27 protein-coding genes are annotated in these 24,730 nt (G+C 63.7%); 7 read left to right on the top strand and 20 right to left on the bottom strand.

Features of this window, described 5'->3' with window-relative positions:
- Positions 1-29 precede the first annotated feature (29 nt).
- Both AA0535_RS08035 and bla read left to right on the top strand, forming a co-directional pair.
- Entirely contained in the window at positions 30-368 is a 339-nt protein-coding gene (locus tag AA0535_RS08035) for a GNAT family N-acetyltransferase (protein WP_264815438.1), read from the top strand.
- Positions 369-877: 509 nt separating this feature from the next.
- Complete coding sequence (gene bla, locus AA0535_RS08030) at positions 878-1,762, top strand: class A beta-lactamase (RefSeq protein WP_264815437.1); 885 nt, start codon at positions 878-880, stop codon at positions 1,760-1,762.
- A gap of 993 nt (positions 1,763-2,755) precedes the next feature.
- Here bla and AA0535_RS08025 read toward each other — a convergent pair.
- The 4 genes from AA0535_RS08025 to AA0535_RS08010 all read right to left on the bottom strand — a co-directional run bounded on the left by AA0535_RS08025 (position 2,756) and on the right by AA0535_RS08010 (position 5,672).
- The gene (locus AA0535_RS08025) at positions 2,756-3,100 is read right to left on the bottom strand and encodes a DUF4180 domain-containing protein (protein WP_264815586.1); all 345 of its coding nucleotides are present in this window, start codon (positions 3,098-3,100) and stop codon (positions 2,756-2,758) included.
- Positions 3,101-3,114: 14 nt separating this feature from the next.
- Complete coding sequence (locus tag AA0535_RS08020; RefSeq protein WP_264815436.1) at positions 3,115-3,987, bottom strand: alpha/beta fold hydrolase; 873 nt, start codon at positions 3,985-3,987, stop codon at positions 3,115-3,117.
- Entirely contained in the window at positions 3,984-4,403 is a 420-nt protein-coding gene (locus AA0535_RS08015; RefSeq protein WP_264815435.1) for a helix-turn-helix domain-containing protein, read from the bottom strand. Before AA0535_RS08015 ends, AA0535_RS08020 begins: the two co-directional genes overlap by 4 nt.
- 381 nt (positions 4,404-4,784) lie before the next feature.
- The gene (locus tag AA0535_RS08010; RefSeq protein WP_264815433.1) at positions 4,785-5,672 is read right to left on the bottom strand and encodes a LysR substrate-binding domain-containing protein; all 888 of its coding nucleotides are present in this window, start codon (positions 5,670-5,672) and stop codon (positions 4,785-4,787) included.
- A 91-nt stretch (positions 5,673-5,763) separates the two neighbouring features.
- Between AA0535_RS08010 and AA0535_RS08005 the strand changes: the two genes are divergently transcribed.
- Together AA0535_RS08005 and AA0535_RS08000 are read left to right on the top strand one after the other, a co-directional pair.
- Positions 5,764-6,666 carry an NAD(P)-dependent oxidoreductase gene (locus AA0535_RS08005; protein ID WP_264815432.1) on the top strand — a complete coding sequence of 301 codons (903 nt, stop codon included), beginning with the start codon at positions 5,764-5,766 and terminating at the stop codon, positions 6,664-6,666.
- Positions 6,656-7,609 carry a LysR family transcriptional regulator gene (locus AA0535_RS08000; protein WP_264815431.1) on the top strand — a complete coding sequence of 318 codons (954 nt, stop codon included), beginning with the start codon at positions 6,656-6,658 and terminating at the stop codon, positions 7,607-7,609. The genes AA0535_RS08005 and AA0535_RS08000 overlap by 11 nt, the downstream gene beginning before the upstream one ends.
- Here AA0535_RS08000 and AA0535_RS07995 read toward each other — a convergent pair.
- The 11 genes from AA0535_RS07995 to trbB are packed head-to-tail and all read right to left on the bottom strand — an operon-like array spanning position 7,554 to position 17,351.
- Positions 7,554-7,781, bottom strand: a complete 228-nt coding sequence (locus AA0535_RS07995; protein ID WP_264815430.1) for a DUF2274 domain-containing protein — start codon at positions 7,779-7,781, stop codon at positions 7,554-7,556. The genes AA0535_RS08000 and AA0535_RS07995 overlap by 56 nt on opposite strands.
- A complete protein-coding gene (locus tag AA0535_RS07990; protein ID WP_373319297.1) occupies positions 7,778-9,019 on the bottom strand; it encodes a TrbI/VirB10 family protein in 1,242 nt (413 codons plus the stop codon). Before AA0535_RS07990 ends, AA0535_RS07995 begins: the two co-directional genes overlap by 4 nt.
- Positions 9,016-10,068 (bottom strand): P-type conjugative transfer protein TrbG, encoded by a 1,053-nt coding sequence (trbG, locus tag AA0535_RS07985; protein ID WP_264815429.1) that lies wholly within the window; start codon positions 10,066-10,068, stop codon positions 9,016-9,018. The genes AA0535_RS07990 and trbG overlap by 4 nt, the downstream gene beginning before the upstream one ends.
- Positions 10,065-10,748: a conjugal transfer protein TrbF gene (gene trbF, locus AA0535_RS07980; RefSeq protein WP_264815428.1), complete on the bottom strand. Its 684-nt coding sequence runs from the start codon at positions 10,746-10,748 to the stop codon at positions 10,065-10,067. The genes trbG and trbF overlap by 4 nt, the downstream gene beginning before the upstream one ends.
- A 3-nt stretch (positions 10,749-10,751) precedes the next feature.
- Complete coding sequence (gene trbL, locus AA0535_RS07975; RefSeq protein ID WP_264815427.1) at positions 10,752-12,086, bottom strand: P-type conjugative transfer protein TrbL; 1,335 nt, start codon at positions 12,084-12,086, stop codon at positions 10,752-10,754.
- 2 nt (positions 12,087-12,088) lie between these two features.
- Positions 12,089-12,514 (bottom strand): putative entry exclusion protein TrbK-alt, encoded by a 426-nt coding sequence (gene trbK-alt / locus AA0535_RS07970; RefSeq protein WP_264815426.1) that lies wholly within the window; start codon positions 12,512-12,514, stop codon positions 12,089-12,091.
- Between the two features lie 14 nt (positions 12,515-12,528).
- Positions 12,529-13,290: a P-type conjugative transfer protein TrbJ gene (trbJ, locus tag AA0535_RS07965; protein ID WP_264815424.1), complete on the bottom strand. Its 762-nt coding sequence runs from the start codon at positions 13,288-13,290 to the stop codon at positions 12,529-12,531.
- Positions 13,287-15,725 (bottom strand): conjugal transfer protein TrbE, encoded by a 2,439-nt coding sequence (gene trbE / locus AA0535_RS07960; protein WP_264815422.1) that lies wholly within the window; start codon positions 15,723-15,725, stop codon positions 13,287-13,289. Before trbE ends, trbJ begins: the two co-directional genes overlap by 4 nt.
- 14 nt (positions 15,726-15,739) lie before the next feature.
- Complete coding sequence (locus AA0535_RS07955; RefSeq protein ID WP_264815421.1) at positions 15,740-16,021, bottom strand: VirB3 family type IV secretion system protein; 282 nt, start codon at positions 16,019-16,021, stop codon at positions 15,740-15,742.
- Positions 16,021-16,362 (bottom strand): TrbC/VirB2 family protein, encoded by a 342-nt coding sequence (locus tag AA0535_RS07950; protein WP_456304536.1) that lies wholly within the window; start codon positions 16,360-16,362, stop codon positions 16,021-16,023. The genes AA0535_RS07955 and AA0535_RS07950 overlap by 1 nt, the downstream gene beginning before the upstream one ends.
- Positions 16,359-17,351, bottom strand: coding sequence for a P-type conjugative transfer ATPase TrbB (gene trbB, locus AA0535_RS07945; protein WP_264815420.1), 993 nt, complete (start codon positions 17,349-17,351; stop codon positions 16,359-16,361). The genes AA0535_RS07950 and trbB overlap by 4 nt, the downstream gene beginning before the upstream one ends.
- Positions 17,352-17,665: 314 nt before the next feature.
- Between trbB and AA0535_RS07940 the strand changes: the two genes are divergently transcribed.
- From AA0535_RS07940 to AA0535_RS07930, 3 genes are read left to right on the top strand one after another with little or no spacing between them, the layout of a single operon-like run.
- Entirely contained in the window at positions 17,666-18,265 is a 600-nt protein-coding gene (locus AA0535_RS07940) for a TetR/AcrR family transcriptional regulator (protein ID WP_264815419.1), read from the top strand.
- A 10-nt stretch (positions 18,266-18,275) separates the two neighbouring features.
- Positions 18,276-18,560 carry a YciI family protein gene (locus AA0535_RS07935; RefSeq protein WP_264815417.1) on the top strand — a complete coding sequence of 95 codons (285 nt, stop codon included), beginning with the start codon at positions 18,276-18,278 and terminating at the stop codon, positions 18,558-18,560.
- A gap of 3 nt (positions 18,561-18,563) precedes the next feature.
- Positions 18,564-19,184, top strand: a complete 621-nt coding sequence (locus tag AA0535_RS07930) for a DNA-3-methyladenine glycosylase I (protein ID WP_264815416.1) — start codon at positions 18,564-18,566, stop codon at positions 19,182-19,184.
- 3 nt (positions 19,185-19,187) lie between these two features.
- On the opposite strand, the gene AA0535_RS07925 is transcribed toward AA0535_RS07930, so the two are convergent.
- From AA0535_RS07925 to AA0535_RS07905, 5 genes are all read right to left on the bottom strand, one after another.
- Complete coding sequence (locus tag AA0535_RS07925) at positions 19,188-19,634, bottom strand: CopG family transcriptional regulator (protein ID WP_264815415.1); 447 nt, start codon at positions 19,632-19,634, stop codon at positions 19,188-19,190.
- A gap of 5 nt (positions 19,635-19,639) precedes the next feature.
- Entirely contained in the window at positions 19,640-21,631 is a 1,992-nt protein-coding gene (locus AA0535_RS07920; protein WP_264815414.1) for a conjugal transfer protein TraG, read from the bottom strand.
- Between the two features lie 27 nt (positions 21,632-21,658).
- Positions 21,659-23,395 carry a relaxase/mobilization nuclease domain-containing protein gene (locus tag AA0535_RS07915; protein ID WP_264815413.1) on the bottom strand — a complete coding sequence of 579 codons (1,737 nt, stop codon included), beginning with the start codon at positions 23,393-23,395 and terminating at the stop codon, positions 21,659-21,661.
- A gap of 243 nt (positions 23,396-23,638) precedes the next feature.
- Positions 23,639-24,304: a lytic transglycosylase domain-containing protein gene (locus AA0535_RS07910; protein WP_264815583.1), complete on the bottom strand. Its 666-nt coding sequence runs from the start codon at positions 24,302-24,304 to the stop codon at positions 23,639-23,641.
- A gap of 58 nt (positions 24,305-24,362) precedes the next feature.
- The gene (locus AA0535_RS07905) at positions 24,363-24,716 is read right to left on the bottom strand and encodes a DUF736 domain-containing protein (protein WP_264815411.1); all 354 of its coding nucleotides are present in this window, start codon (positions 24,714-24,716) and stop codon (positions 24,363-24,365) included.
- Positions 24,717-24,730: the final 14 nt, after the last annotated feature.

The following is a 24,730-nucleotide window of genomic DNA, read 5'->3' as shown; positions in this document are numbered from 1 at the left end:
GATTGCACAGTTGTCGGGAGGGGAGACGGATGATCAGGATCAGAGCGGCGAGATCGGAGGATTTGGCCACGGTTCATTCGATCACACAAAGGGCGTATGCTGCCTGGCTTCCGGCCTTGGGCTACCCAGCCCAGCCGATGACGGATGATCATGGGCCTCGCATCAAACGAGGCGAAGTTTTGCTGGCTTGCCATGGCGAGCATGTGCTCGGCCTGATTGCTGTAGAACCCAGTGACGACCATCACCTTATTTTCAGTGTCGCCGGTGATCCGGACAGCGCTGGAAAAGGTATCGGCCCCCGTCTTATCGCAGAGGCGGAGCGACAGGCGTTCCTTGCAGGCAAGAGACGCATGGACGTATATCTCTGACCCGGATGGCAACACGCTTGAATTGTCGTTCGGGCAGGAAATAGCATTCAGTATCGGCAGTGGTGACGATGCTCTCGAAGTGTCGTCCCGAACTTGATCCAGAAGACCGAAAGTCGGAAAGTAACGAGCAGCGTAGCCGTCGTCGCCCCGCAGATGGCTTTTCTCAATCACGGCTGTAGCGTCCATCTGCCTCGGTCGCCAGCCAGCATTATTGGAAACTTCTAATGGCTCTTCCCAAGCTGCCCTCTCATCCACTTGAAGTGCGGTGAATGACCGCAGCTTTCATATCTCATAACCTCAAGTTCTTTGAAGTCACGTCCTGGCAGATCACTGACACGCGACGTGCATCAAGAGGCGGAGGCAATCTAGGTGAGTATACTGACTAGCCTCGGGACTGCCCGGCGCCTGGTCACAAATCGGACTAAAAAGCAATATCAATCCCGATGCAGAAGCTGATGCATGGGTCACAAAAAAGAGCAGCTCGAAGATAAGGCTGAAGTAAATAAAAAATGACCCAGATGTTCACACGACGGACTACATTTCTGACCCTACTCATTGCATTACCTTGTTTGTTCGGGCGTGGCGCGCGCGCAGATGACGGCCGAAGCATTGTCGAAGACCGGCTTCGGGAACTCGAAATCCGCAGTGGTGGTCATCTTGGCGTTGCGGTCCTAGACACCACGACCGGTCAGATATTTGGGAACCGTCTCGATGAACGCTTCGCTCTGTGCAGCACGTTCAAGGCTCTGGCTATCGCGTTCACGCTCGCTCGCGTTGATCGCGGAGAAGAGAAGCTGGACCGAAGAGTCTTCTTCGGCGAAAAAGATCTGGTCATGCCTTTCAAGGCGACTAAACCGCACCTTGCTGACGGCATGACAGTCGAGCAGCTCTGCGAAGCGGCAGCAATTGTCAGCGACAGCACCGCGGCAAATCTGCTGATGGCCAGCTTCGGCGGACCTTCTGCATTGACCGCCTATCTGCGCTCAATAGGTGATCACACGACCCGTATCGACAAGACCGAACTGGCTCTCAATATCGTCAAGCCCGGAGAAACGCACGACACGACTTCGCCGCGCGCGATGGTTAGCACACTGCAGAAGATTATCCTAGGTTCCGTTCTGTCCCCCTCCTCACGCGGTCGTCTCACCGCGTGGATGATGGCGTCTAGGGATGCCGCCGCACTGCGTCTGCGGGCAGGCTTGCCGGAGGGATGGCGTATCGCCAACAAACCAGGCACTTGGAATGGAATATCAACGAATGATATCGGTGTGCTTTTCCCTCCTGACCGTCCTCCGATCGTTGTCGCAGCTTATCTTGGCAGGGCACGCGGCACCGTTCCGCAACAGGAAGCCATCTTGTCGGAGGTCGCGCGCATCGTTGCTAATGCCATGTAGTCGCGCGCTTTGGCGAAGGCTGCCGGCACCTTTTCGAAAGACCCGGCTGCGATCGTATCTCGCAATTCCATCCTCGTCGATTCAGACGAATACTTGGTCCGAAGGAGGCGCCGCAGCACCCCCGATAATTGAACGTTGGCGAAGCTGTCCGCCTTTGCGCCACTGGCTCGTTCAGCCCTGAAGATTTACAACAGCCGACAAAACGTTAAGGTCTCGCCAGTCAGGATAATTATGGAGCCGGAGATCCTGTTGGGGCGGGTACTGAAGCATCATTATCCTGTTCTTGACAGAATGCCGGCCGTGTTATCACTAAGATATGACCCATCAATTATCACGAACTAATGATCCGTCTCGAAATAGATGCGAAGCGTTTTCAAGAATTTAAAGGTCTCACGTCGCAGGGTATCGATTTTCTTCTCCGATATTCCGGCATGTTCGATTGCAATGCGAAGGGCGTATGCCGTTTCTCGATCCGACGATGACATATCGAGCCGCCGTGCTTCTTTAAGAAGCGCAAGGCATTCGTGCGCGCGCAAAAGGGTAAGAAAGGTCTGCGACATCGGCACGGTGAGTGCCGGGTGATCAATCCAATTAAGGCCATCGAAGAATTGTTGGGTTACGCGCTGCCCTGCTCCGAAGCAATCAAAGTCGACGCATCCCTGATAGCCTTGAGGCCTGCGGTTTGCGTGGATTGAACACTGACCGCACTCATTCAAATTCGGGCATCGTTGCCCACTCGGCTTGTTAATAGCGAATAGACGCGATTTATCAAAAGCCAGAGCAACACAGCACAAGGCAGCGCACCGCGTGCAATCGGCGCGTAGATCTATATTTGTCATTTGAAGATAACCCGAACACCAAGCAGCAGGTCACTTCGACCGACTTTGAAAACATGGCGCTGGGGAAAATTGTCGAGCCGCGAAAGGGCTCGTGAACTGAGTTGCTGATAGCCAAAAGCCGTCGCGATGTAAAGACTCGATTTTGTTCAGCCTGCTAGGGAAGCTTTTGGCTTAGGTCTTCCAAGGCATTCAGAAACAAGCACGACGCCCCTTTATTCGATTCGTACACGAAGTCTCTCAGGGCCCTGCTTCGCGCGCATGCGGCTGAGATATCGCCGAGGACTGCCAGGCGCAGTTGGTAATTGACGAATTTCTGGACGAGCAGCCCCGCAAATCCCGTTTGGAGATCGAAGAAATTTTGGCCTAGTCGCGCTGCAGGCAATGCGACTAGGCCGGCTCTTCCGCTAAAGGCGGCTCCGACAAGACTGTTGACGTCGGCCTCTGTAGAGATTCGCGGACCATTCACGTCGCAGGAGAGTACTCGTATATTGCCCAGCATTGTAATGACGTCGCTCATGGAATGCGTCCGATTTGCTTGTCCCGAAGAAAATTGAAGATGGTTTCCCGCTGATTGGGAAGGTGATGAAAGGCCTGTTCCAGATAATGGAGCTGGGCATTGGGCATAGTGCTCTCCACCCGGCGCCTGGTTTCGTTGGAATTGATGAGAGCATCCCGTCCCCCAATAATGATGAGGACCGGCATCTTCAGGCTGCTGAGATCTGCATCTGAGACAAGCGGAATCCTAATCGACCGTGGGCGGACTTTCGAATGGATGCTGGAGACGAGATCCATCAAAGGTCGCGCCCTGTCGGCGAACGCTTGCGGCTGCGGCCCCATGACCATAGCGCGAACCTTGGCCTTTCCCCAGGACCCGAGCAGCAGAAGCGGCAAGGCTTTTAGGAAGAACGACTTCTGGCGGCCGATTCCTGCCGGACAAAGCAACGCGAGACGATCGACACGATGCGGCCGGCGGACGGCGTAATCCAGAGCAAGCCACCCTCCGAAAGAAACGCCGACAAAGGCGGCGCTTTCCAGATCCAGCCCGGCAAGCACGTCGTCGAGCCACGCCGCGTACCTACCGCCTTCCACGGAAGGACGTTGGCCCGAACTCAGTCCCGGCTCCCCGATCACATCGACGGCATAGACACGAAACGACTGCGACCAGAGTTCAGCATCGAACATCCAGATCGCCGAATTGGTCAGCGCTCCATGCAGGAGGACGAGCGGGGGCGCATCCTTGGGGCCACAGGCGATGACAAAAGTGGTGCCCTCTCGTGTATCGACCAAGAGGTGATCGGCAGGAACCGGCCATTGACCAAGAACGTCCCGATACTGATCGACGAGCACGGCGTCGAGTGTGGAAACATTCGATATCTCCGTCGTCATCTGACCGCCTCCAGTTGCCTGTCCAGGCTTCTCAAGAGTTCGGAGGTATCGGATGCGGAGCCGATCATGATCAGCTTCAAATGCCGCAACTCCGCATCATAGACGGAATTGAATTGAACGCGGTCGGGGCTGTGCTCCTGAGAGAGCAGCATCGCCTGAATGGTTACCGTCAGGCGACGCGACAGCTCGGGGGAGACATCCGGCACATCGACAACACAAGATACTCGCGCCGTGATCGGCTGCTGTGGAGCCCGCCCCGCGCCGGCGAATGTATCCAGGTTGGATCGTAGAATTCGATAGGATTTCCCGATCTTCGTCCCTTTCAGGCGTCCTTCGCGGATAAGCCGGAGCACGGTTTTCGGGTGCAGGGTCAAACGCTCCGCCGCCTGATCGACAGTATAAAACTCTTCAGACATGTCGTCCAAAACATCCTTATTATTCCACAAAGGGGTATATCATGGATATAATAAGGCTCATTGAGGAGCATGGCAAGGCGCAACATTCAGCGCGACCTGTTAGGTATGCCCGTCTCGAGCATTTCCGGGGCTGATGACCGGCGCCGCGGCTGAGCGCCAACGTCGTTTCTGGCCGACCAAGTGCATAGTCAAGCAACGGATTTTGTATCGGACGGGATCGATATCGTTGCGATAGCTGCAGCGATGGAGGCTATGCCCGCCAGAACGAACGTTGTGGACAAGGGCGACGTGATTACCATGCCGGCCAAGGCCGAACCCAGAGGGAAGCCAGCCAGGTTCAGGCTCATCGAAATCGACATGACGCGGCCAAGTTGTTGCGGATCACCGTGTCGGCAGTTGGCCAGCCACGCCTAGATTTTCGATCGTAGCCTTGAGGAGGCGCGCGAGATCCTGAGCGGCTTCTGGCAGATGGTCCTGCTTCAACATCCGCAACTCAAGTGGCGGCAGTGCCGGCAAGCAATTGTCCAGCCGGCGTATTCCGGGCGGCACGCCATGGGCTGTGCGCACGGTGACGCCCAATCCAAACCGTAAGGCCGCCCAAACACCGGGTAAGCTGGGCGTGGTAAGGGAAAGGCGCCATCGGATGCCAGCCTCATCAAGCGAGCGAAGTGCAGCCTGCCGGAACAGGCAGGGATGATCAAAGAGCACAAGCGGAAGAGAGCCAGAGACATCGCGAAGAGGTTCACTGTCTTCATCTTTGGAAAGCCACGACATCGGCATAGTCGCCAGAAGGTCCCCAGTTCGCGGACGATCCATGCCTGCGAAGGCGAGAGCAAGATCGAGCCGCCCGGACTTTACTTCGTCTTCGAGCGCGTAGTTTCTGCCTGCACGAACCGCGACATGCACGTTCGGTCGTTTCTGGGAGAAGGTCGCGAGAGCACTGGGCATAACGTCCTCGAAGAAATCCTGCGGCAGGCCCAGGCGGATGGTTGGGGGTGCCACCGATGCACCCAACGCCATGGCTGCCTCATCATGCATGGCTACGATCCGACGGGCGTAACTGAGGAGAGTGTCGCCTGCTTCCGTTGGCACCAATCCGCGACCGCGCCGGTGGAACAGGGCATGACCTGCCTGCTCTTCGAGGCGCTTCAGCTGCATACTGACAGCTGACTGCGATCTGCCGAGATGTAGAGCGGCGCGCGCGAAACTCCCGAGGTCGGTGCCCACGATCATCGTACGCAGCGCTTCAATGTCGAACTGTGGTACCATCTACCCGATTCCTTGAAGTAGCAATTCAATCTTATCAAATTTTCGGATTTGTTGGGATGGATTAATCTCCTGAGAGAACAGGAGACACAGGATGAATAAGTCGACGTCGATCGGGTTCATTGGGCTAGGCACAATGGGATTGCCGATAGCTTTGAATCTCGTCCGAGCGGGGACGAAACTGATCGTGTGGAACCGTTCTGCCGAGCGTTGCGGGCCGTTGGTGGAGCTCGGCGCGATCGCGCCACCCAGCCCTGCCGATGTATTTGAACGATCCGAGACGGTTATCTTGATGCTTGCCGACGAGGCTGCCACCGACGCCGTGCTTGGCCGCGGATTACCCGATTTTACCCAACGTGTGGCCGGACGCCGGATCGTCACGATGGGCACAATGAGTCCCGGGTACTCACTTGCGTTGGCAGACGATGTTCAAATGGCGGGCGGGCGCTATATAGAGGCGCCGGTTTCTGGTTCACGCATTCCTGCGGAGACAGGACAGCTTATTGGGATGCTCGCGGGTGAAAGCGAGGACCGAATAGAGGTTCGATCTCTACTGGCCCCTGTTTGCCGACAAATCTTCGATTGTGGCTCTGCGCCAAACGCTTTGCGCATGAAGCTTGCGGTAAACGTGTTTCTCATCACCATGGTGACCGGCCTCGCAGAGGCGACCTATTTCGCCAGGCGCCACAATCTTGATCTGGGATGTTTCGAGGCCATTCTCGGTGCCGGTCCGATGGCGAGCGACGTGTCGCGGATCAAGATCGCAAAGGCGGCACGTCGAGATTTCGAGCGTCAGGCCGGCATCTCCGACGTTCTGAAAAACAGTCGCCTCATTATTAAGTCCGCCCGGGAGACGTCTATCGCCTCTCCCCAAATGGACGTTTGCTTAATGCTTTACACACAGGCCGAAGCGTTAGGTCTCGGTGACAAAGACATGATCTCTGTCATCACAGCGATAGAGAACCTTACCGAAGCAGAGAGCCGATATGACGATTGAAATTCGTCATCTGCGGTACTTTCTTTCAGCAGCAACACATGGGAGCTTTCGCAAAGCTGGTATCGCTCTCGGCATCGGAGAATCTGCAATAAGCCGCCGTATTCGTGACCTTGAAGACCGTCTCGGGGCCTCGCTTTTCCATCGTTTGACAACCGGCGTCACGCTGACTTTAGCGGGTGAGCGCTTCTTGCATCGAGCGCAAATTGCGCTGCAAAGCGTAGGCGATGGCGCTCTTGACATTGCGGCCATCGGACGAGTGGAGGAAGGGCGGATCAGGGTCGGGATATTTTCCTCTCTCGCCTCTGGCTTCCTTCACGACTTGCTCAATTCTTACGACCAAGCGCATTCCAGTGTTCTGGTTGAATTGATCGACGGCAATCCCGAAGAGCACGTTGCGTCGGTGCGACAACTTCGAATCGACGTGGCATTCATCACCGGCACTTCGTCATGGGATGGTTGCGATACAGCCCACCTCTGGAGCGAGCGCGTTTTCCTGGCTCTCCCAAACGGTCATGCTTTGGCGGGACTTGACGACATCGGTTGGGGTGACATAGCCGACCAACGCTTCATCGTCAGCAATGCCGCTCCAGGCCCGGAAATCCACGACTATCTGGTGCAACGTCTTGCTGATCTGGGGCGTCACCCGGACATTCAGCCGCAGTGCGTTGGCCGGGATAATTTGATGACGTTAGTCGCGATCGGCCGGGGGCTAACCGTCACGAGCGAGGCGACCACCGCGGCACAGTTTCCTGGCGTTGTCTATCGGCCAATCCGCGATGAGATCCTGCCCTTTAGCGCGGTATGGTCGCCGCAGAACGACAATCCCGCCTGTCGCCGACTGCTCAGCATGGCGCGAGATATGGCAAGGCCGCGCTATGCAGGACAATTCAGTCCTTTGTCATCGCCCGGCGCGCCTTCGCAAAGCCCCGATCCGTTGCCATGAACCGCTCCAGCATGGGGACTATCAGGCGGACGGGATCGGTGGCGGGCTGCCCTGCCTCGCGGGCGAGGATCGCGGCATAGGCGGTCAGATCGCGGTGTAAGGCGGCGGACAGTTCGACCGTGACCTTGACCGGCTTGTCATCAGCGATCGGGCCGAGCTTGAGCTTGCTCATGGCGTGGCTCCGTAGGGTTCAAGGACGAGATCGCGCGTCACCAACACGCGGACGGGGAAACCGGGGCGGATGGTGAGCGTGGGCGCGATGTCGAGCTGCCGACCAACCACCTGCCGTCCGACCTGGCTCACGCTGTCGGAAGCGCCCTGACGCAGCGCGCGGGCAATCTCGCTCTCGTCGCCGGATGATCCCATCTGGCTGCCGATGCTCAGCAACGTGGACAAGGCAGCGGCCTTGAACAGTTCTCCCCAATGGTAATCGACGCCATCCTCCAGCCCGGCGAAGCCTTGCGGGTCGGCACCGGGCTGGCGTTCGAGAACGATGCTGCGCCCGTTCGGGAAAATCAGGCGGTTCCAGACCAGCAGGATGCGGCGCTGGCCAAAGCCGACGCCGTTGTCGTATTGGCCGACGACGCGGGTGCCCTGCGGGATCAGCAGGATTTTTCCCGTCGGGCTGTCGTAGATGTTTTCCGTCACCTGCGCGGTGATCTGGCCGGGCAGATCGGAGCGGATGCCGGTGATGAGCGCGGCGGCGATCACCGCGCCCGCCTGAAGGACGTTCGGAGATGCCGGTGCGGCGACACGATCGGTCGAGACGGTGCGCTTGTCCGGCGTCTGGTTGAGGAAGGCGAGCTGGCGATCCTGCGCGGAGGGCGTTGCCGGCTGCGGCGTCAGGCCGAGGCCGACGAGATCGGGCATCGGTGCAGCGGATGCTGTCGCGGGAGCCGGGGCCGCCATATGCGTCTCGGTCGGGGCGAACAGCTTGGCGAGGCGCGCCGCCTCCAGTTCCTGCAAGCGGCGCTGTTCCTCCGGGCTGGGACCGGCGGGCATCGGCGCCGTCATCGCCGGCGGCGTCACGGGCTGACCACGATTCTGCGCGTCGAGCATGGGGCGGCCGAGATCACCGGGCAGCGGCGGGCCGAGCACCGGGCCGGTGTAGTCCTTCGGCAGGCCGTTCAGCCCGTCCGGCGTCGTCCGGTTGTCGTTCGAATAGAGTTCCTCGCTCTTGCCGTCACCGTGGCCGACCTGAAGCGCATAGATCAGCGCCCCGCCAACGCCCATGCTGGCGGCGAGGCTCAAGCCCGCCAGCACCTTGCGCGACAGCCGGGTCACGCGCGGCGGCTCGGGACGCAGCCGCATGGGGGCTGCCAGTTCGCCGGTCAGCGGCCGGGCGTCGTCGTCCGCCTTTACCGGATCGGGCTTCCGCCCATCTTCCTTCTCGGGATCGTTGTCGCTCACGACGCGGGCCTCCCATCAGTGCGGGAGATGCGGACGCGCTTCTGGTTCCGGTCCGCCCCGAAGCGCAGTTCGGCAGCGGCGAACAGCCGGTCCACGATCATGTAGTTGCCGCGCACACGGTAGTTCACCAGCTCGGAGGTCGCGCCCTCCGGCCCGACGACAAACAGGGGCGGCATCTCTCCCTGTCCGATTCCGCGCGGAAACTCGATGAACACCTGCCGCCCGTCGTCGAAGGCGCGCAGCGGTTTCCACGGGGCGCGGTCGCCCGACACCTCATAGCGGAAGTTGACGTTGGCGAGATCGACGCCGGAGGCGACGGGCCGCGCGGCCTCGGCCTGCGCATTCTGGCGACGCAGCGCGATGAGCTGGTCCTGCGGATATTGCCAGGACACCGAAGCCATATAGGTTTTCTCGGTGGAGCGCAGTTCCATATGGTAGGTGCGCAAATTGGTGTTGATGACGAGATTGGTCATCAGCTCGGCCCGCGTCGGTTTGACGAGGATATGGACCTGCCGAGCGGCGCCCGTGCCGCTCTCGGTGTCGCCGATGATCCAGCGCACCGTGTCGCCGGCGGCAACCGGACCGGACCCTACCAGCGTTTCGCCCGGCTGAAGCGCGATGTCGGTGATCTGCCCAACAGCGGTATAGACCTGATAAAGCGCCCCTTGCGTGAAGGGATAGACCTGCATCGAATTGATGAAGCCGTCGCGGACGGGCTGCACGCGGGCCTGCGCGTTCGCCTGATTGACCCTGGCCGTCGGGTCGACCGGCTCCGGCGTGCGGCGCGTGGCCTCGACAGGTTTCATCTGGCCGGGCAACGGCAACGGGCGCGGCAGTTCGACCACGGTGACGGGCGCTGGCGGATCGACCGTCTGCATGGCGGGCGCGGCGTCGTCATAGGCGATGTCGGGCGGCGGGGTCGTCGTGGCGCAGCCGGCGAGCGCCGTGGCCGACAGCAGGAGACCCGCCAACGCGGATTTACGGAAAGGCAGAAAGACGGGATTGCGTGCCGCCGGGTGTCCGGCGGTCGGATAAGACGGCCGGATCATTGTCCAAGCTCCTTCGACCAGTTGATGGCGTTGACGTAGATGCCGAGCGGATTGGCCCGGAGTTTTTCCGCATCGCGCGGGGTCTGGAGCGCGATCGTCAGGATGGCGGACCAGCGTTCGGTGCTGGCGAGCGAGCCGTCCTGATAGCGGCGCTCGATCCAGGCGACGCGAAAGCTGTCGGGCGAGGCCCGGATCACGCTGGAGACCTCGACCGCGATCTGCTGCTTGCCGACCTTGGTGAAGGGGTCGTTGGCGCGGGCATAGTCGTTCAGCGCCAGCGCGCCGGCCTGCGTGGTGAAGTCGTAAGCGCGCAGCCAGTTTTGGCGGACGATGATCGCGTCGGCCGGGATCGAGCGAACCTGCTCGATGAAGCGGGCGAGATGGAACGCGATCTGCGGATCGGTCGGCCGGTAATCGGCGACGGCCGCCGCCACGGCCTGCGCCTGTCCGAGCTTGTCGACCTGCACCACCCAAGGCACGATCGAGCCGCTGGTCGATTGCCAGACCAGCGCGGCGGAGAGCCCCGCCGACAAGGCGAGCGAACCGAAGGCCATCAGCCGCCAGTTCTTTGCCTGCACGCGGGCGGAACCGATTCGGTCGTCCCAAACCTGTGTGGCGCGCTGATAGGGCGTCTCGGGTTGCGGTGATTTGCCGTAATGAGCGGCGGGTCGCTTGAACATGGATCAGTCGCTTTCGGAAAGGTTGACGGAAGAGCCGCCGCCGTGGGCATCGCCGGATTTAACGGCGTGGGCGGCGGCCTGGATGCCGTGGGAGAGTTTCTGGGAGCGCTGCATCCGCTTCGCCCAGGCCGGCGGCCCATCGGCGGAAGCGGCGGCGGCGGAAAGAGCGGCGGACGAGGCCTCGGCGGCGCCGGCTTCGCCGGAGACGGCGCGGCTTCCAGCATCGAAGCTCTCGCGCATCGAGGCGGCGGCTCGGCGGAACGGGCTGGCGATCGCTGAGCCGGCTTTCGACGCGCCGGTCGAGGCGACATTGCCGAGACCGGAAGCGATGCCCGATGCCCCGGACTGACCGGCCGCGCCGAGACTGTAGGCGGTGGACGCCCCGCCCGCGAGCGCGGCTCCGCCACGGGCGGCAGCGGCGGTGCCTCCGGCAAGGGCCGCACCACCAGAAGCCACAGCGCCGATAGCAGCGCCGCCCGCTGCGACCATGCCGCCTGCGGCGAGACCTGTGCCGACCGCTGCGCCGGCGCCAAGCTGCGGGCCACCGGAGATGAGGCCATTGGCGATGCCGGGGCCGAAGATGCCAAGGCCGAGAAGGGAAAGAGCCGCCAGAACGATCGCCATGGCGTCGTCGATGGTCGGGGTCGCCCCGTTGAACCCTTGTATGAACTCGGAGAACAGGGTCGAGCCGATGCCGATGATGACGGCGAGCACCAGCACCTTGATGCCGGACGAGATGACGTTGCCGAGCACCCGTTCGGCCATGAAGGCGGATTTGCCGAACAGCCCGAACGGGATCAGCACGAAGCCGGCGAGCGTCGTCAGCTTGAACTCGATCAGGGTGACGAAGAGCTGGACGGCGAGAATGAAGAAGGCGAGCAGGATCAGTGCCCAGGCGAACAGCAGGCAGGCGATCTGGATGAAGTTCTCGAAGAACGAGACCCAGCCCATCAGGTCGGAGATGGAATCGAGCAGCGGGCGGCCGGCATCGAGGCCGGTCTGTGCCACCTTGCCGGGACGCATCAGGTCGGAGACCGAGAAGCCGGTGCCGCTGGCCTTCAGGCCAAGACCGGCGAAGCTCTCGAAGACGATGCGGGCGAGGTTGTTCCAGTTGCCGATGATGTAGGCGAACACGCCGACGAACAGCGTCTTCTTGACGAGGCGCGCGATGATGTCCTCGTCGGCGCCCCACGACCAGAACAGCGCCGCCAGCACCACGTCGATGACGATCAGCGTGGTGGCGATGAACGCCACTTCGGGTTTGAGCAGCCCGAAGCCGCCGTCGATGTAGCGGGTGAAGACTTCGAGGAAATGGTCGATGACGCCGGTGCCCTGCATGGTCAGCGCACTCCCTTGTCGGGAGAAATGGGCGGCTGCGACGGCTCGGGCTGGGCGGCCGGCGTCTCGGCCGGCGCGGATTCCTTGACGACCGGGCTTTCGCCCAGTGACGGTGCCGACGGGAACAGCGTCGCCGGCGCGGACGGCGCGTCGGTCGCCGGGATACTGGTCTCGCTGCCCTGCTTCAGGAAGCGGTCGCGGTTCTCGGCCCATGCCTTCAGGCAGGCCGGATCGCGGGTGGCGGCCTCACCCATGTCGCGGCAGCGGCGCAGCATCGGCCGGGACGGCGCGGTTTGCGCGTCGAGGTCGGGCCGGAGGATACGAACCTCCGGTTCCTCCGGTTTGCGCGTCATCTCGATCGCAGTGGCGGTGATGGCGACGCCGACGAAGACGACGGCGCCGATCCGGGCGAGCATCTTGCCATCCATCGGCGTCGCTCCCCTCAATTGCCGCTGTTCTGGAACATGCGGGCATTGCCCGGCTGATAGCCCACGCCCGGCGTGAGGAAGCGGCGGCGCTGCTCGCGCCCCTGTTCGGCCGCTGCCGCGCGCTCTGCGTCGGTCAGTGCCTGCGCCCGGCCATTGGCGGCGACGACGGCGGTGAGATCGGCGAGTTGCTGGGCCTGAAGCGCCAAAAGCTGGTTGCCGGCCTGCGTCGCCTGAAGCGCGCCGGTCGCGCCTTGGCTCGCCCCGACCAGCCGCGACATCTCGGTGCGGTTGGTATCGATATTGCCGACGACGGTGGCCTGCACCTTCATGGCGTCCTGAAGGCCGCCGACCGTGTTCTGCCAGCGTGAGCGGGCGTCAGCCACGAGCTGTTGGTCAGAGGCCGACAGGGAGACGTTGGCGTATTTCTGGGAGAAGACCTGATCGATCTGCTTCACGTCGTAGGCGATGTTCTGCGCCTGTTGCAGAAGCTGTTGCGTCTTCTGGACCGATTGCTGGATCTGCTGGAGCGAGGAGATCGGCAGGCTCGCCAGATTCTTCGCCTGGTTGATGAGCATCTGCGCCTCGTTCTGAAGCGAGGTGATCTGGTTCGTGATCTGCTGGAGCGCGCGGGCGGCGGTGAGCACGTTCTGCGCGTAGTTCGACGGGTCGAACACGATGATGGCGTGCGCTGGCGTCGCCAGCATGGGCGCGAGCGCGACGGGAGCGATCAACAGCGCGGCAGCGAGCCGCGCCGCACGGGTGCGGCGAAGGGTCATGGCAGTTTCTCCTTGTTGGTGAGGTTGGGAATGAGGTCGGCGGCCCAGCCGACACCGCGATGGCGCAGCCAGGCGTCGAGGAATCCGTCCGCGCCATGCTCGGCGACGATCTTCGCAATGGCGGTCTGATCAGTCTTCGACGAGGCGGCGCAGAGCGCCAGCGCCACGTCGGACAGGCCCAGCTCGAACAGCCGGTTGCCGCGCCGCGACTGGCAGTAATAGTCGCGCTTGGGCATCGCCCGCGCGACGATCTCGATCTGCCGGTCGTTGAGACCAAAGCGGCGATATATGGCGGTGATCTGCGGTTCGATCGCCCGTTCGTTGGGGAGCAGCAGCCGGGTCTGGCAGCTTTCGATGATCGCGGGCGCGATCGCCGAGCCGTCGATGTCCGACAGCGACTGCGTGGCGAAGATGACGCTGGCGTTCTTCTTGCGCAGCGTCTTCAGCCATTCGCGGAGCTGGCCCGCAAAGCCCTCGTCGTCGAGGGCGAGCCAGCCTTCATCGACGATGATGAGCGTCGGCGATCCGTCGAGACGGTCTTCTATCCTGTGGAACAGATAGGCCAGGACGGCGGGCGCGGCCTCGGTGCCGATCAGCCCTTCGGTCTCGAAGGCTTGCACTGTCGCGGTGCCGAGATGTTCGGCCTCCGCGTCGAGCAACCGGCCCCAGGCACCGCCGATGCAGTATGGGCGCAGCGCCTGTTTCAGGTCGTTCGACTGGAGCAGCACGCAAAGGCCGGTGATGGTGCGCTCTTCGACCGGCGCGGACGCCAGCGAGGTCAGGGCCGTCCAGAGATGCTCTTTCACCTCCGGCGTGATGGTGACGCTTTCGCGGACGAGGATCGCGCCGATCCAGTCGGCGGCCCATGCGCGTTCGGCGGCGTCATCGACGCGCGCAAGCGGTTGCAGCGATACGCTGTCGGCGCTGCCCTCGGTCAAGCCGCCGCCGAGATCGTGCCAATCGCCGCGCATGGCGAGGGCCGCGGCGCGAATCGAACCGCCGAAATCGAAGGCGAACACCTGCGCCCCGGCATAGCGCCGGAACTGCAAGGCCATCAGCGCCAGCAGCACGGACTTGCCTGCGCCCGTCGGGCCGACGATCAGCGTGTGGCCGACATCGCCAACATGAAGGGAAAGCCGGAACGGGGTCGAACCTTCGGTCTTGCCGAACAGCAGTGGGGGTGCTGCAAAATGCTCGTCCCGTTCCGGTCCCGCCCACACCGCAGAAAGCGGGATCATGTGGGCGAGATTGAGCGTGGAAATTGGTGGCTGGCGGACGTTCGCGTAAACGTGCCCGGGCAGCGATCCGAGCCAGGCGTCCACCGCGTTGATGGTCTCGGCCATCGCCGTGAAGTCGCGGCCCTGGATAACCTTCTCGACCAACCGCAGTTTCTCGTCGGCGACGCGCGGATCGGCATCCCACACCGTCACGGTCGCCGTGACATAGGCGATGCCGGCATAGTCGGCGCCCAGCTCCTGAAGCGCGAGATCGGCGTCCGCCGCCTTGTTCGACGCATCGGTGTCCACCAGCACGGATTGCTCGTTAGTCATCACCTCCTTCAGGATCGCCGCGATCGACTTGCGCTTGGCGAACCATTGGCGTCTGATCTTGGTGAGCAGCTTCGTCGCATCGGTCTTGTCGAGCAGGATGGCGCGGGTGGACCAGCGATAGGGGAAAGCGAGCCGGTTCAGTTCATCGAGCAGGCCGGGCGTCGTCGCGGTCGGAAATCCGGTGATGGTGAGAACGCGCAGATGCGACGACCCCAAACGCGGCTCCAGCCCGCCGGTCAGCGGCTGATCGGCGAGCAGCGCATCGAGATAGATCGGCGTTTCGGGCACGCGAACGCGATGCCGGTGCGTGGAAACGCAGCCGTGGAGATAGGTCAGCGTCTCGCCGTCATCGAGCCAGCGGCATTCGGGCATAAAGGCTTCGATCAGGCGCAGCAGCCGATCGGTGCGGTCGGCGAAGCCGGTCATCACCTCGGTCGGGTCGATGCCGGTCTTCTCGCGCCCCTCGTAAAGCCAGGTCTCGGCGCGGGCCGCGTCCTCGGCGGGTGGCAGATAACAAAACGTCAGGAAGTAGCTGGACTCGAAATGCGATCCGGCCTCTTCAAAGTCCGCTTTGCGCTCGGCATCGACCAGCGCCGAGGCCGGGTCAGGGAAGCGGCTGTCGGGGTAATTGTTCGACGGATGGCGCTGAGCCTCTACGAAAAGCGCCCAGCCCGAACCGAGACGACGGAAGGCGTTGTTCAACCGTCCTGCCACCGCGACCAGCTCGGCCGATACAGCGGAATCCAGATCCGGCCCGCGAAACCGTGCCGTGCGCTGGAAGCTGCCATCCTTGTTCAGGACGATGCCCTGACCGGTCAGCGCCACCCAAGGCAGGTAATCGGCGAGCCGGGCGTTCTTGTTGCGATATTCTGCGAGGTGCATCATGGCCGCGCTTCCCCTCAGACCGAAAGGTGCGCGGGGATGCGCAGATGGCGGCGCACCACCTCGACGAAGAGCGGATCGCGCTTCGCCGCCCACACCGCCGCGAAATGCCCGATCGCCCAGATGGCGAGGCCGACCAGCCAGAGGCGCAGGCCGAGACCGATCGCGCCGGCCAGCGTGCCGTTCATGATGGCGATGGCGCGCGGCGCGCCGCCGAGCAGGATCGGTTCGCTGAGCGCCCGGTGCAGCGGGACGGTGTAGCCCGGCACCTCCGCACCCTGATCGACGACGCCCGCCATCAGACCAGCGCCCCGCCGCCGAACGAGAAGAAAGACAGGAAGAACGAGCTGGCCGCGAACGCGATCGACAGGCCGAACACGATCTGGATCAGGCGGCGGAAACCGCCCGACGTATCGCCGAACGCTAGCGTCAGGCCGGTCGTGATAATGATGATGACGGCGATGATCTTGGCGACCGGGCCTTCGATCGACTGCAAAATCTGTTGCAGCGGTTGTTCCCACGGCATCGACGAGCCGGAGGCATGGGCGGGTGCCGCCATCACCACGGACAGCGTGGCGACCGAGACGGTCATGGCGAGGCGCTGGCGCGACATGCGCAGGCGTTGGACAACAGGCATCATTGGGAGGCTCCTTCTTCGGGCTGGGGGTGATGGGTGGCTGGCGCGAGGCGGTAATCACCGTCCGGGCCAAGGCCTTCGACGCGCGCGAGTTCGGAGAGCCGGCGCTGCGATCCGCGACCAGACAGCACGGCCACCAGGTTGATCGTCTCGGCGATCAGCGCGCGGGGGACGGTGACGACGGCTTCCTGAATGAGCTGTTCCATCCGGCGCAGCGCGCCGATGGCGGACCCGGCGTGGATCGTCCCGACGCCGCCGGGATGGCCGGTGCCCCATGCCTTCAGGAGATCGAGCGCTTCCGCCCCGCGCACCTCGCCGACCGGGATGCGGTCGGGGCGCAGGCGGAGTGAGGAACGGACGAGATCGGAGAGCGAGGCGACGCCATCCTTGGTGCGCATAGCGACGAGATTGGGCGCGGCGCATTGCAGCTCGCGCGTGTCCTCGATGATGACGACGCGATCGGCGGTCTTCGCCACCTCGGCGAGCAGCGCGTTGGTCAGGGTGGTCTTGCCGGTGGACGTGCCGCCGGCGACGAGGATGTTGGCGCGCGATGCTACGCCTTCGCGCAGCGCCTCGGCCTGGGCGGCGGTCATGATCCCGGCCGCGACATAATCGTCGAGCGTGAACACCGCGACGGCGGGCTTGCGGATCGCAAAGGCGGGCGCCGCAACGACCGGCGGCAACAGCCCCTCGAACCGCTCTCCCGTCTCGGGCAGTTCGGCCGACACGCGCGGCGCGCCCGCGTGGACCTCAGCGCCGACATGATGCGCGACCAGGCGCACGATGCGCTCGCCATCAGCCGGCGACAGCCGGTCGCCCGTGTCCGACAGCCCTTCGGAGAGGCGGTCGATCCAGATGCGACCGTCCGGGTTCAGCATCACCTCGACGACGGAGGCGTCTTCCAGAAACCGGGTGATGGCCGGTCCCAGCGCTGTGCGCAGCATCCGCGCGCCGCGTGCCAGACCTTCCAGATTGTGATGTGAAGCCTTCATGTCGCCCCGAGTTCAGCGGGGATCGACAGACCTTCCCCTTTCGGGGTTGATTAAAAGAGCCGGATTTTGGGCCGATTCAACAAGGATTCATCGTCGTAGTAGTGTGGCGTGCAAATACAGGAGAACGGCGGGTTCGCTGTTCTTGCGTCTGCGGCGCACCTCGCTCCCACATCCACGCCAGCTTCACCGAAAGCCCATTCTGGAGAAGTAAAAGTGCGCGCTTGACGACGTAGGACAATTGACCTAAAAATTGGTCAATCGTCCTACAGCGTGATCCAGGTATGCCCCTTAGCGCTAGATCCTGGAGGCTGGATATGGGTGCGAGCGAAACGCGCCAGCAGATCGTCGATGTCGCCGATAGACTCTTCTATGAGCACGGGTTCGAAGCGACGTCCTTCGCCGACATCGCCAGGGATGTCGGCCTGTCACGCGGCAACTTCTATTATCACTTCAAGACCAAGGATGAGATTCTGAACGCCGTGATCGTGCAGCGCGTCGCAACCACGGGCGCCATGCTGAAAACGTGGGAGCAGGATGCGGTATCGCCTGCGGATCGCATCCTGAGCTTCGTGCATATCCTGATCGCCAACCGCACCAAGATCATGACGTATGGCTGCCCGGTCGGAACGCTCTGCAACGAACTGGCAAAGCTCGATCATGTGGCAAAGGATGAGGCCGCCGGCCTGTTCACCCTGTTCCGCGACTGGCTCGCCCGGCAATTCACGGGCCTTGGGCATGACGCTGACGCGGATGCGCTGGCCCTTCACCTCCTGATGCGCAGCCAGGGCGTCGCTGCGCTCGCCACCGCCTTCCGCGACGAACAGTTCATCCGCCGCGAGGTCGCGGACATGGAGGCGTGGCTGCGCGCGCAGTGCCCGGAAGCCTCGTCACTGCATTCCCGCCAACCCGCCTGAGGAGGTCGCCATGTTCGTCATCACCCTTCGTTTCGCCGACAAGACCAAGGCACCGCAGTTCATGGATGGGCATAATGCCTGGATCAGACAGGGCTTCGAGGATGGTGTCTTTCTGCTGGTCGGCAGCCTCCAGCCGAATGCGGGCGGCGCGATCATTGCGCATGGGGCCTCTCAGCAGGAGATAGAGGCGCGGGTGCAGGCCGATCCCTTCGTCGCCGAAGGCGTGGTCAGCGCCGAAATCCTCGCCATCGCACCGGGGCGCACCGATGACCGGCTCGCCTTCCTGAAGGCATAAGCCATGAGTGCAACCATTCCCGGCCCCGATGGACGCCCGCGCTGCCGATGGTGTGCGGCGGCACCCGAGTTCCTCGCCTATCACGACACCGAATGGGGCTTCCCGGTCGATGACGACCGCCGCCTCTTCGAGAAGCTGTGCCTGGAAGGTTTCCAGTCGGGTTTGAGCTGGCGCACCATCCTCGCCAAGCGCGAAAACTTCCGCGCGGCGTTCCACGGCTTCGATTTCGATCGGATCGCTCGGTTCACCGATGAGGACGTGGCGCGCCTGCTCGGCGACGCCGGCATCGTCCGGCATCGCGGCAAGATCGAGGCTGTCATCAACAATGCGAAGCGGGCGCAGGAACTGGTGAAGCAGGAAGGATCGCTCGCTGCCTATGTCTGGCGTTTCGAACCGAACGCGGACGATCTGGCTTCGCCCCAAACCACATCGACCTCAGCGGCTTCGATCGCACTGTCGAAAGACCTGAAGAAGCGTGGCTGGTCCTTTGTCGGCCCGACGACGGTTTACGCCTTCATGCAGGCTATGGGCCTCATCAACGACCACGCGCGTAACTGTGTGGTTCGCTCCGACGCCGAGCAAGCGAGGGTGGCGTTCCAGCGACCAATCCGTTGTTCCATCTGAGGACTATTCGGACGTGCCCACCGGCACATCCTCGCTGATCTCCTGCCGAAGCTTCGGCCCTTTGGCCAGCCGCCGGCCGAGCGCGGTGACGAACTGGTCGTAACGCTCGCCCGCCTTGGCGCGGGCGGCCTGCGCGGCGGGCTCGGGCAGCGCCGGGGTGGTCGTGATCCAGTATTTGACGAAGACGGCGAGGCTTTCGACGGCGATGCCGACGTCGCGTTCGAGCCGGGTCATGCGCCGGTCGATCTGGTCGAGGCGTTTGACGATGACCGCTTCCCGACGCTCGGAAGCGTCGGGCGACAGGAAGGAGGCGATGGCGGCCTCGGCGATCATCGACTGCGGCTGGTCGCGGCGGGCGGCATAGTCGGCAAGCTGCCCCATGACCTCGGGATCGAGATACACCGAGATCTGCGCCTTCTTCTTGCGGGGCGCGGACATGCGATCGGTCATGGCGGTCACAACTCCATGCCGTCGTTCGGATCGAGCGAAACCTGACGCGCCACGCCCTGCATGAGGCGGTTCATCCGGCTGTTGCGAACGGCATCGTCCTCACTGTCATCATCCCGATCACGGTCGATCTCGAACGGGTTGTCGATCGGCGCCACCTTCTCGACCGGCTTCACCCGGTTGAGTTCCGGCTGCTGGCGGCGTTCGGATTCGGTCGGATCATCGTCCCCGGTTTCCGTCGCGGCTTTCGCCTCGGCGAGCTGAGGGCGTGGCGGCACGGGCAGCGTTGTCCAGTCGTCGGGGCGGGCCTGTTTCGGCGCGGTGAGCGCGGGCGGCGGCAGGATGCGCTCCTTGAAACGGGCATCCTCGTAATAGCGCGCCTTCTTCGCCCGGATCGGCGGGGTTCCGGCGACCATGACGATTTCGTCGGCCGGTGGAAGCTGCATCACCTCGCCGGGCGTGAGCAATGGCCGGGCGGTTTCTGAACGCGAGACCATCAAATGCCCGAGCCAGGGGCTAAGCCTGTGCCCGGCATAGTTCTTCATCGCCTTCATCTCGGTGGCGGTGCCGAGAGCATCCGACACCCGCTTGGCGGTGCGCTCGTCATTGGTGGCGAAGCTGACGCGGACATGGCAGTTGTCGAGGATCGAGTTGTTAGCGCCATACGCCTTCTCGATCTGGTTCAGCGATTGGGCGATCAGGAAGCTCTTCAGGCCATAGCCGGCCATGAAGGCGAGCGCGCTCTCGAAGAAGTCGAGACGCCCCAGCGCCGGAAACTCGTCGAGCATCAACAGGAGGCGATGGCGCCCGGCCTTGGCCTGCAAATCCTCGGTCAGGCGACGGCCGACCTGATTGAGGATCAGGCGGATCAGCGGCTTGGTGCGGTTGATGTCGGAGGGCGGCACGACGAGGTAGAGGGTGGTAGGGCGTTTGGCCGTCACGATGTCGCCGATCCGCCAGTCACAGCGCCGCGTCACCTCCGCCACCACGGGATCGCGGTAGAGGCCGAGGAACGACATAGCGGTGGACAGCACGCCCGACCGCTCATTGTCGGATTTGTTCAGCAGCTCGCGCGCGGCGCTGGCGATGACGGGATGCGTTCCGGCTTCGCCCAGATGCGCCGTCGTCATCATCGCGGCGAGCGTCGACTCGATCGGCCGCTTCGGGTCGGAGAGGAAGGCGGCGACGCCGGCCAGCGTCTTGTCCGCCTCGGCATAGAGGACGTGCAGGATCGCGCCGACGAGAAGCGCGTGGCTGGTCTTCTCCCAATGGTTCCGCTTCTCAAGGCTCCCTTCGGGATCGACCAGGATGTCGGCGATGTTCTGGACGTCGCGCACCTCCCATTCGCCGCGGCGGACTTCCAGCAGCGGATTGTAGGCCGACGATTGCGCGTTGGTCGGGTCGAACAGCAGCACCCGGCCGTGGCGCGCGCGGAAGCCCGCGGTGAGCTGCCAGTTCTCGCCCTTGATGTCGTGGACGATGGCGGAGCCGGGCCAGGTCAGCAGCGAGGGCACGACGAGACCGACGCCCTTGCCGGATCGGGTCGGCGCGAAACACAGCACATGCTCCGGGCCGTCGTGCCGGAGATAGTCGTGATCGTAGCGGCCGAGCACGACGCCATCGGGACCGAGCAGGCCGGCGGATTTCACCTCCTCCGTCCCGGCCCAGCGGGCGGAGCCGTAGGTTTCGACCTTCTTCGCCTCGCGCGCCCGCCAGACCGACATACCGATCGCGACGGCGACCGCGATGAAACCGCCGGAAGCCGCGATATAGGCACCCTCAACGAAGATCTGAGGCGCATAGGCGTCGTAGGAATACCACCACCAGAAGAAGGATGGCGGCAGGTAGAACGGCAAGCCCAGCAGGCTGAACCAGGGCGGCCCGAGCTGCGCCTGAAACCCCAGCTTCCACGCGACATATTCGGTGGCGCCCCAGGTGGTGGCGAGAACGATGAGGAAGACGGTGACGATCTGACCCCAGAGGATCTTGGTGCCGGTCATAATGGCGGTCCTTTCGCGGGAGGGAAGTTAAAGGCCGAGGCCGCGCTTGCGGCCGAAACTCCAGTCGACGCCGCCATCGTCGCGGGCGACGCCGGAGACGTGACGGCCGAGTTGCTTTTCGAGGGAGGGCGTCCAGGGCACGAGCTGGAAGCTCATGCCGTCGTCGATCATGGCGAAGCGGCCGGAGGCCAGCGTGAGACGCTGGCGGTAGGTGCCGGCGACATATTCGCCGCCGCCTGGGCGATTGAAGGACTGGCCGGTCTCGGCCGAGAGCTTCTCGCCCAGCGCGTCCAGCTCGTGGGCGCGCAGCGTGTCGATCAGGTTGCGACTAAAGGTGACGCGCTGGCCGCTGCGTTCGGCGAAACCCTGTTCAACCAGATGTTCGGCGCGGGCGCCGAGCGCGTGACGCACCTCGGCGCCGAAACCGCCATCAGACAGGGCGACCGGCTCGCGGGCGATGTTCTGCCGGTCGAGCCAGGTGGCGCCCGACGCCGTGATCTGGCGGTCGATGTCGAGATCGGAGCGAACGGCAATGGCGACGCGGCGTTCACCCCGCGCATCATCGAACCGGCGCAGCTCGACGATAGAGCCGGGAGTGCTGTCGCCGGCGGCATCGAGGTCGGGCAGCTTGATGTGGTGGGTTCGCCCGTCGACGCCATCGACCACGGCGTAGGCGGTGCCCCTCAGCTCATCGTCCAACCCGCGATCGACCAGCCGGCCGATGACGGGAACGTCGAGGCTTTCGCCCGCCAGCACATAGCTGGCCGAGCCGCGCTCGATGCCACGCTCGGTCAGCGCCCGGTGCATCCGCTTGATGATGTCGCCACGCTCGCCGAGTTCGCGCAAGGTCGCCTCGGCCTTGTCGTCGATCACCCACTGGCCGGGACCGACCTCGGCGGCGAGGCCGAGACGCTCCAGCTTGCGAAGGCGACCGATCTTCTGGGCGTGATAGTCGTCAGGCTGGCGATCATGCGCCGGAGCCATGTCGACGACGCCATCGCGGCCGTCGCGGACAAGCTGGCGGTCGAGCCGGGTCCAGCGCTCGGCCTCGACCTGCCGCTCCAGATCGCGGCCGATGTCGAGATCGGTGCGCGGCCCCAATTCCTGAGTGACGAGATCGGCGGCGCGGGCGCGCATCCCTTCCTTGATGTAATCGCGGGCGATGACGAGATCCTGCCCGTCATCGGCGCGGCCGCGCAGGATGATATGGACGTGAGGATTATCGGTGTTCCAGTGATCGACGCCGACCCAATCGAGTTTCGTGCCGAGGTCCTTCTCCATCTGGCCCATCAGCTCACGGGCATAGGTCTTGAGGTCGGCGAGATCAGCCGCATCCTCCGGCGAGACGATGAAGCGGAAGTGATGGCGGTCATCGACGCAGCGCTCGGCGAACGCCCCGGCGTCCGCCGCCTCGACCTCCGGCCCGAATAGCCGCGCCTTCTCCCCGTCTCGGGTCACGCCCTCGCGGCGCAGATAGGTGAGATGGGCGGAGAGCGGCGCTGCGCGCTGGCCGTGGCGGACCACGCGGGTCTTGATGACGACGATGCGCGAGCGGCCGGTGAGGAGCCGGTTCGCCTGGATGCTCGCGGTGCGACCCCGCCCGAAGCGCGAACGGTTGCCGGGGCTGATCCGGCCCGAGCGCGAGACGGTGCCGCCGGCCTTGCGCGCCGCCGCCAGCGCCTGCGCGACGAAGGGCCGGACGCGCTGCGCGCCCGATGAGCGAACGCGGCCGGGCCGGATGCGAAACTCGCGCTCATCGGACATGGCGCGGCCCCGCAATGTGCGAAATATCGCGCAGATACAGGGGGTTGGGTCTGCGCCGCACATTGCCCATGAGCGGCGCAAGGTGCGCGAGACGCCGGAAAACCCAGCAAAAACAACCGACCGACCGAAGCGCAAGGTGCGCTCTTTTATCTCGCCATCCTTCGGTCGTGTTGCCTGCGTCCCACCTCCGCGCGCTCCAGTCCACGCCAGCGCCCGCCATCGTGCGATCGGGAACCCGCGCGCTCATCGCATCGTCCCCGTATCCGCGCGAGCGACGAACAGACCGCCGGACTGCGGCGCGATGGCGGACACATCGCGCACCGGCGGCGGCGGCGAAGCGTCGTTTGACCGGCGCTCGGCCTGCACGGGATCGGCGGGGGAAGCGCGATCCGGCTGCGCGACGAAGAGCGGCGCATGAGTCCATGCCAGCGGGTCGGCTGCCGCGACCATGATGGGCGCGATAGGCCCGCCACCGTCGATGACCGGGGCGATGGCAGCGATATAGGCGCGTGTTTCAGCGGGCAGCGGTCGACCGGACAGCGACGCCTCATAGCGGCCGGGACCGGCATTGTAGGCGGCGAGCATGGCGGTGACGCTGCCGTAGCGATCGTGCAGTTCGCGCAGGTAAGCCGTGCCCGCGAGGATATTGTCGCGCGGGTCGTAGGGATCGCCGCCGAGCCGATGCCGGGCGCGCAGATCCGCCCAGGTATCGGGCATGATCTGCATCAGCCCGATCGCACCGGCGGACGACACCGCGCGCGGATCGCCCGCGCTCTCCGTGCGCAGCACCGCCCTGATCCACGCCGCCGGAACGCCGAACCGCTGCGAGGCTTCGGCGATGTGCGCGGCATAGGGATCGCTCGCGGCCTGCCGCTGCGCCGGCGCCGGTTGTGCGAGAGCGGCCGGCATCGGCGTGATGGCGAAGGACAGGCCGGTAAGGAGAAGGAGGACGGTGCTGCGCATGATGTTAGTCCTTCCCGTCGCGTTTGGCGGGGCGGTTCCAGTGCAGCGACCAATGGGTTCCGGCGTCGTCGTCGCGGAACAGGTTGGCGCGGATCGGCTGGGCGAAGCTCGGATCGTCGAGCAGGACAGCGACGTATTCGCCGGCCTTCTCGCCGGTGCGTTTCCAGCCGGCGCCGATCTCCGCGCCCGGTTCGCCGGTCTCGCCATCGACGATGTGGACGCGATACTGAGGCGCGTTCTCGGCGTCGGACGGCTCGGCCGCGACGATGAGAATGTCCTGCGCCAGCATGAGCGTCGTCAGGTGTCCGACGAAGACAATGCCATCGTCGTCGTGCGTGAATGTGCCGATTTGCGGCATGACAGTTTCCTTGG

Origin of the sequence: Asaia krungthepensis NRIC 0535, from assembly GCF_025995175.1 — a bacterium.
GTDB classification, from domain to species: Bacteria; Pseudomonadota; Alphaproteobacteria; order Acetobacterales; family Acetobacteraceae; genus Asaia; species Asaia krungthepensis.
Note: the sequence above shows the minus strand (reverse complement) of the source record. Positions and strands in the feature narration are given on the sequence as shown.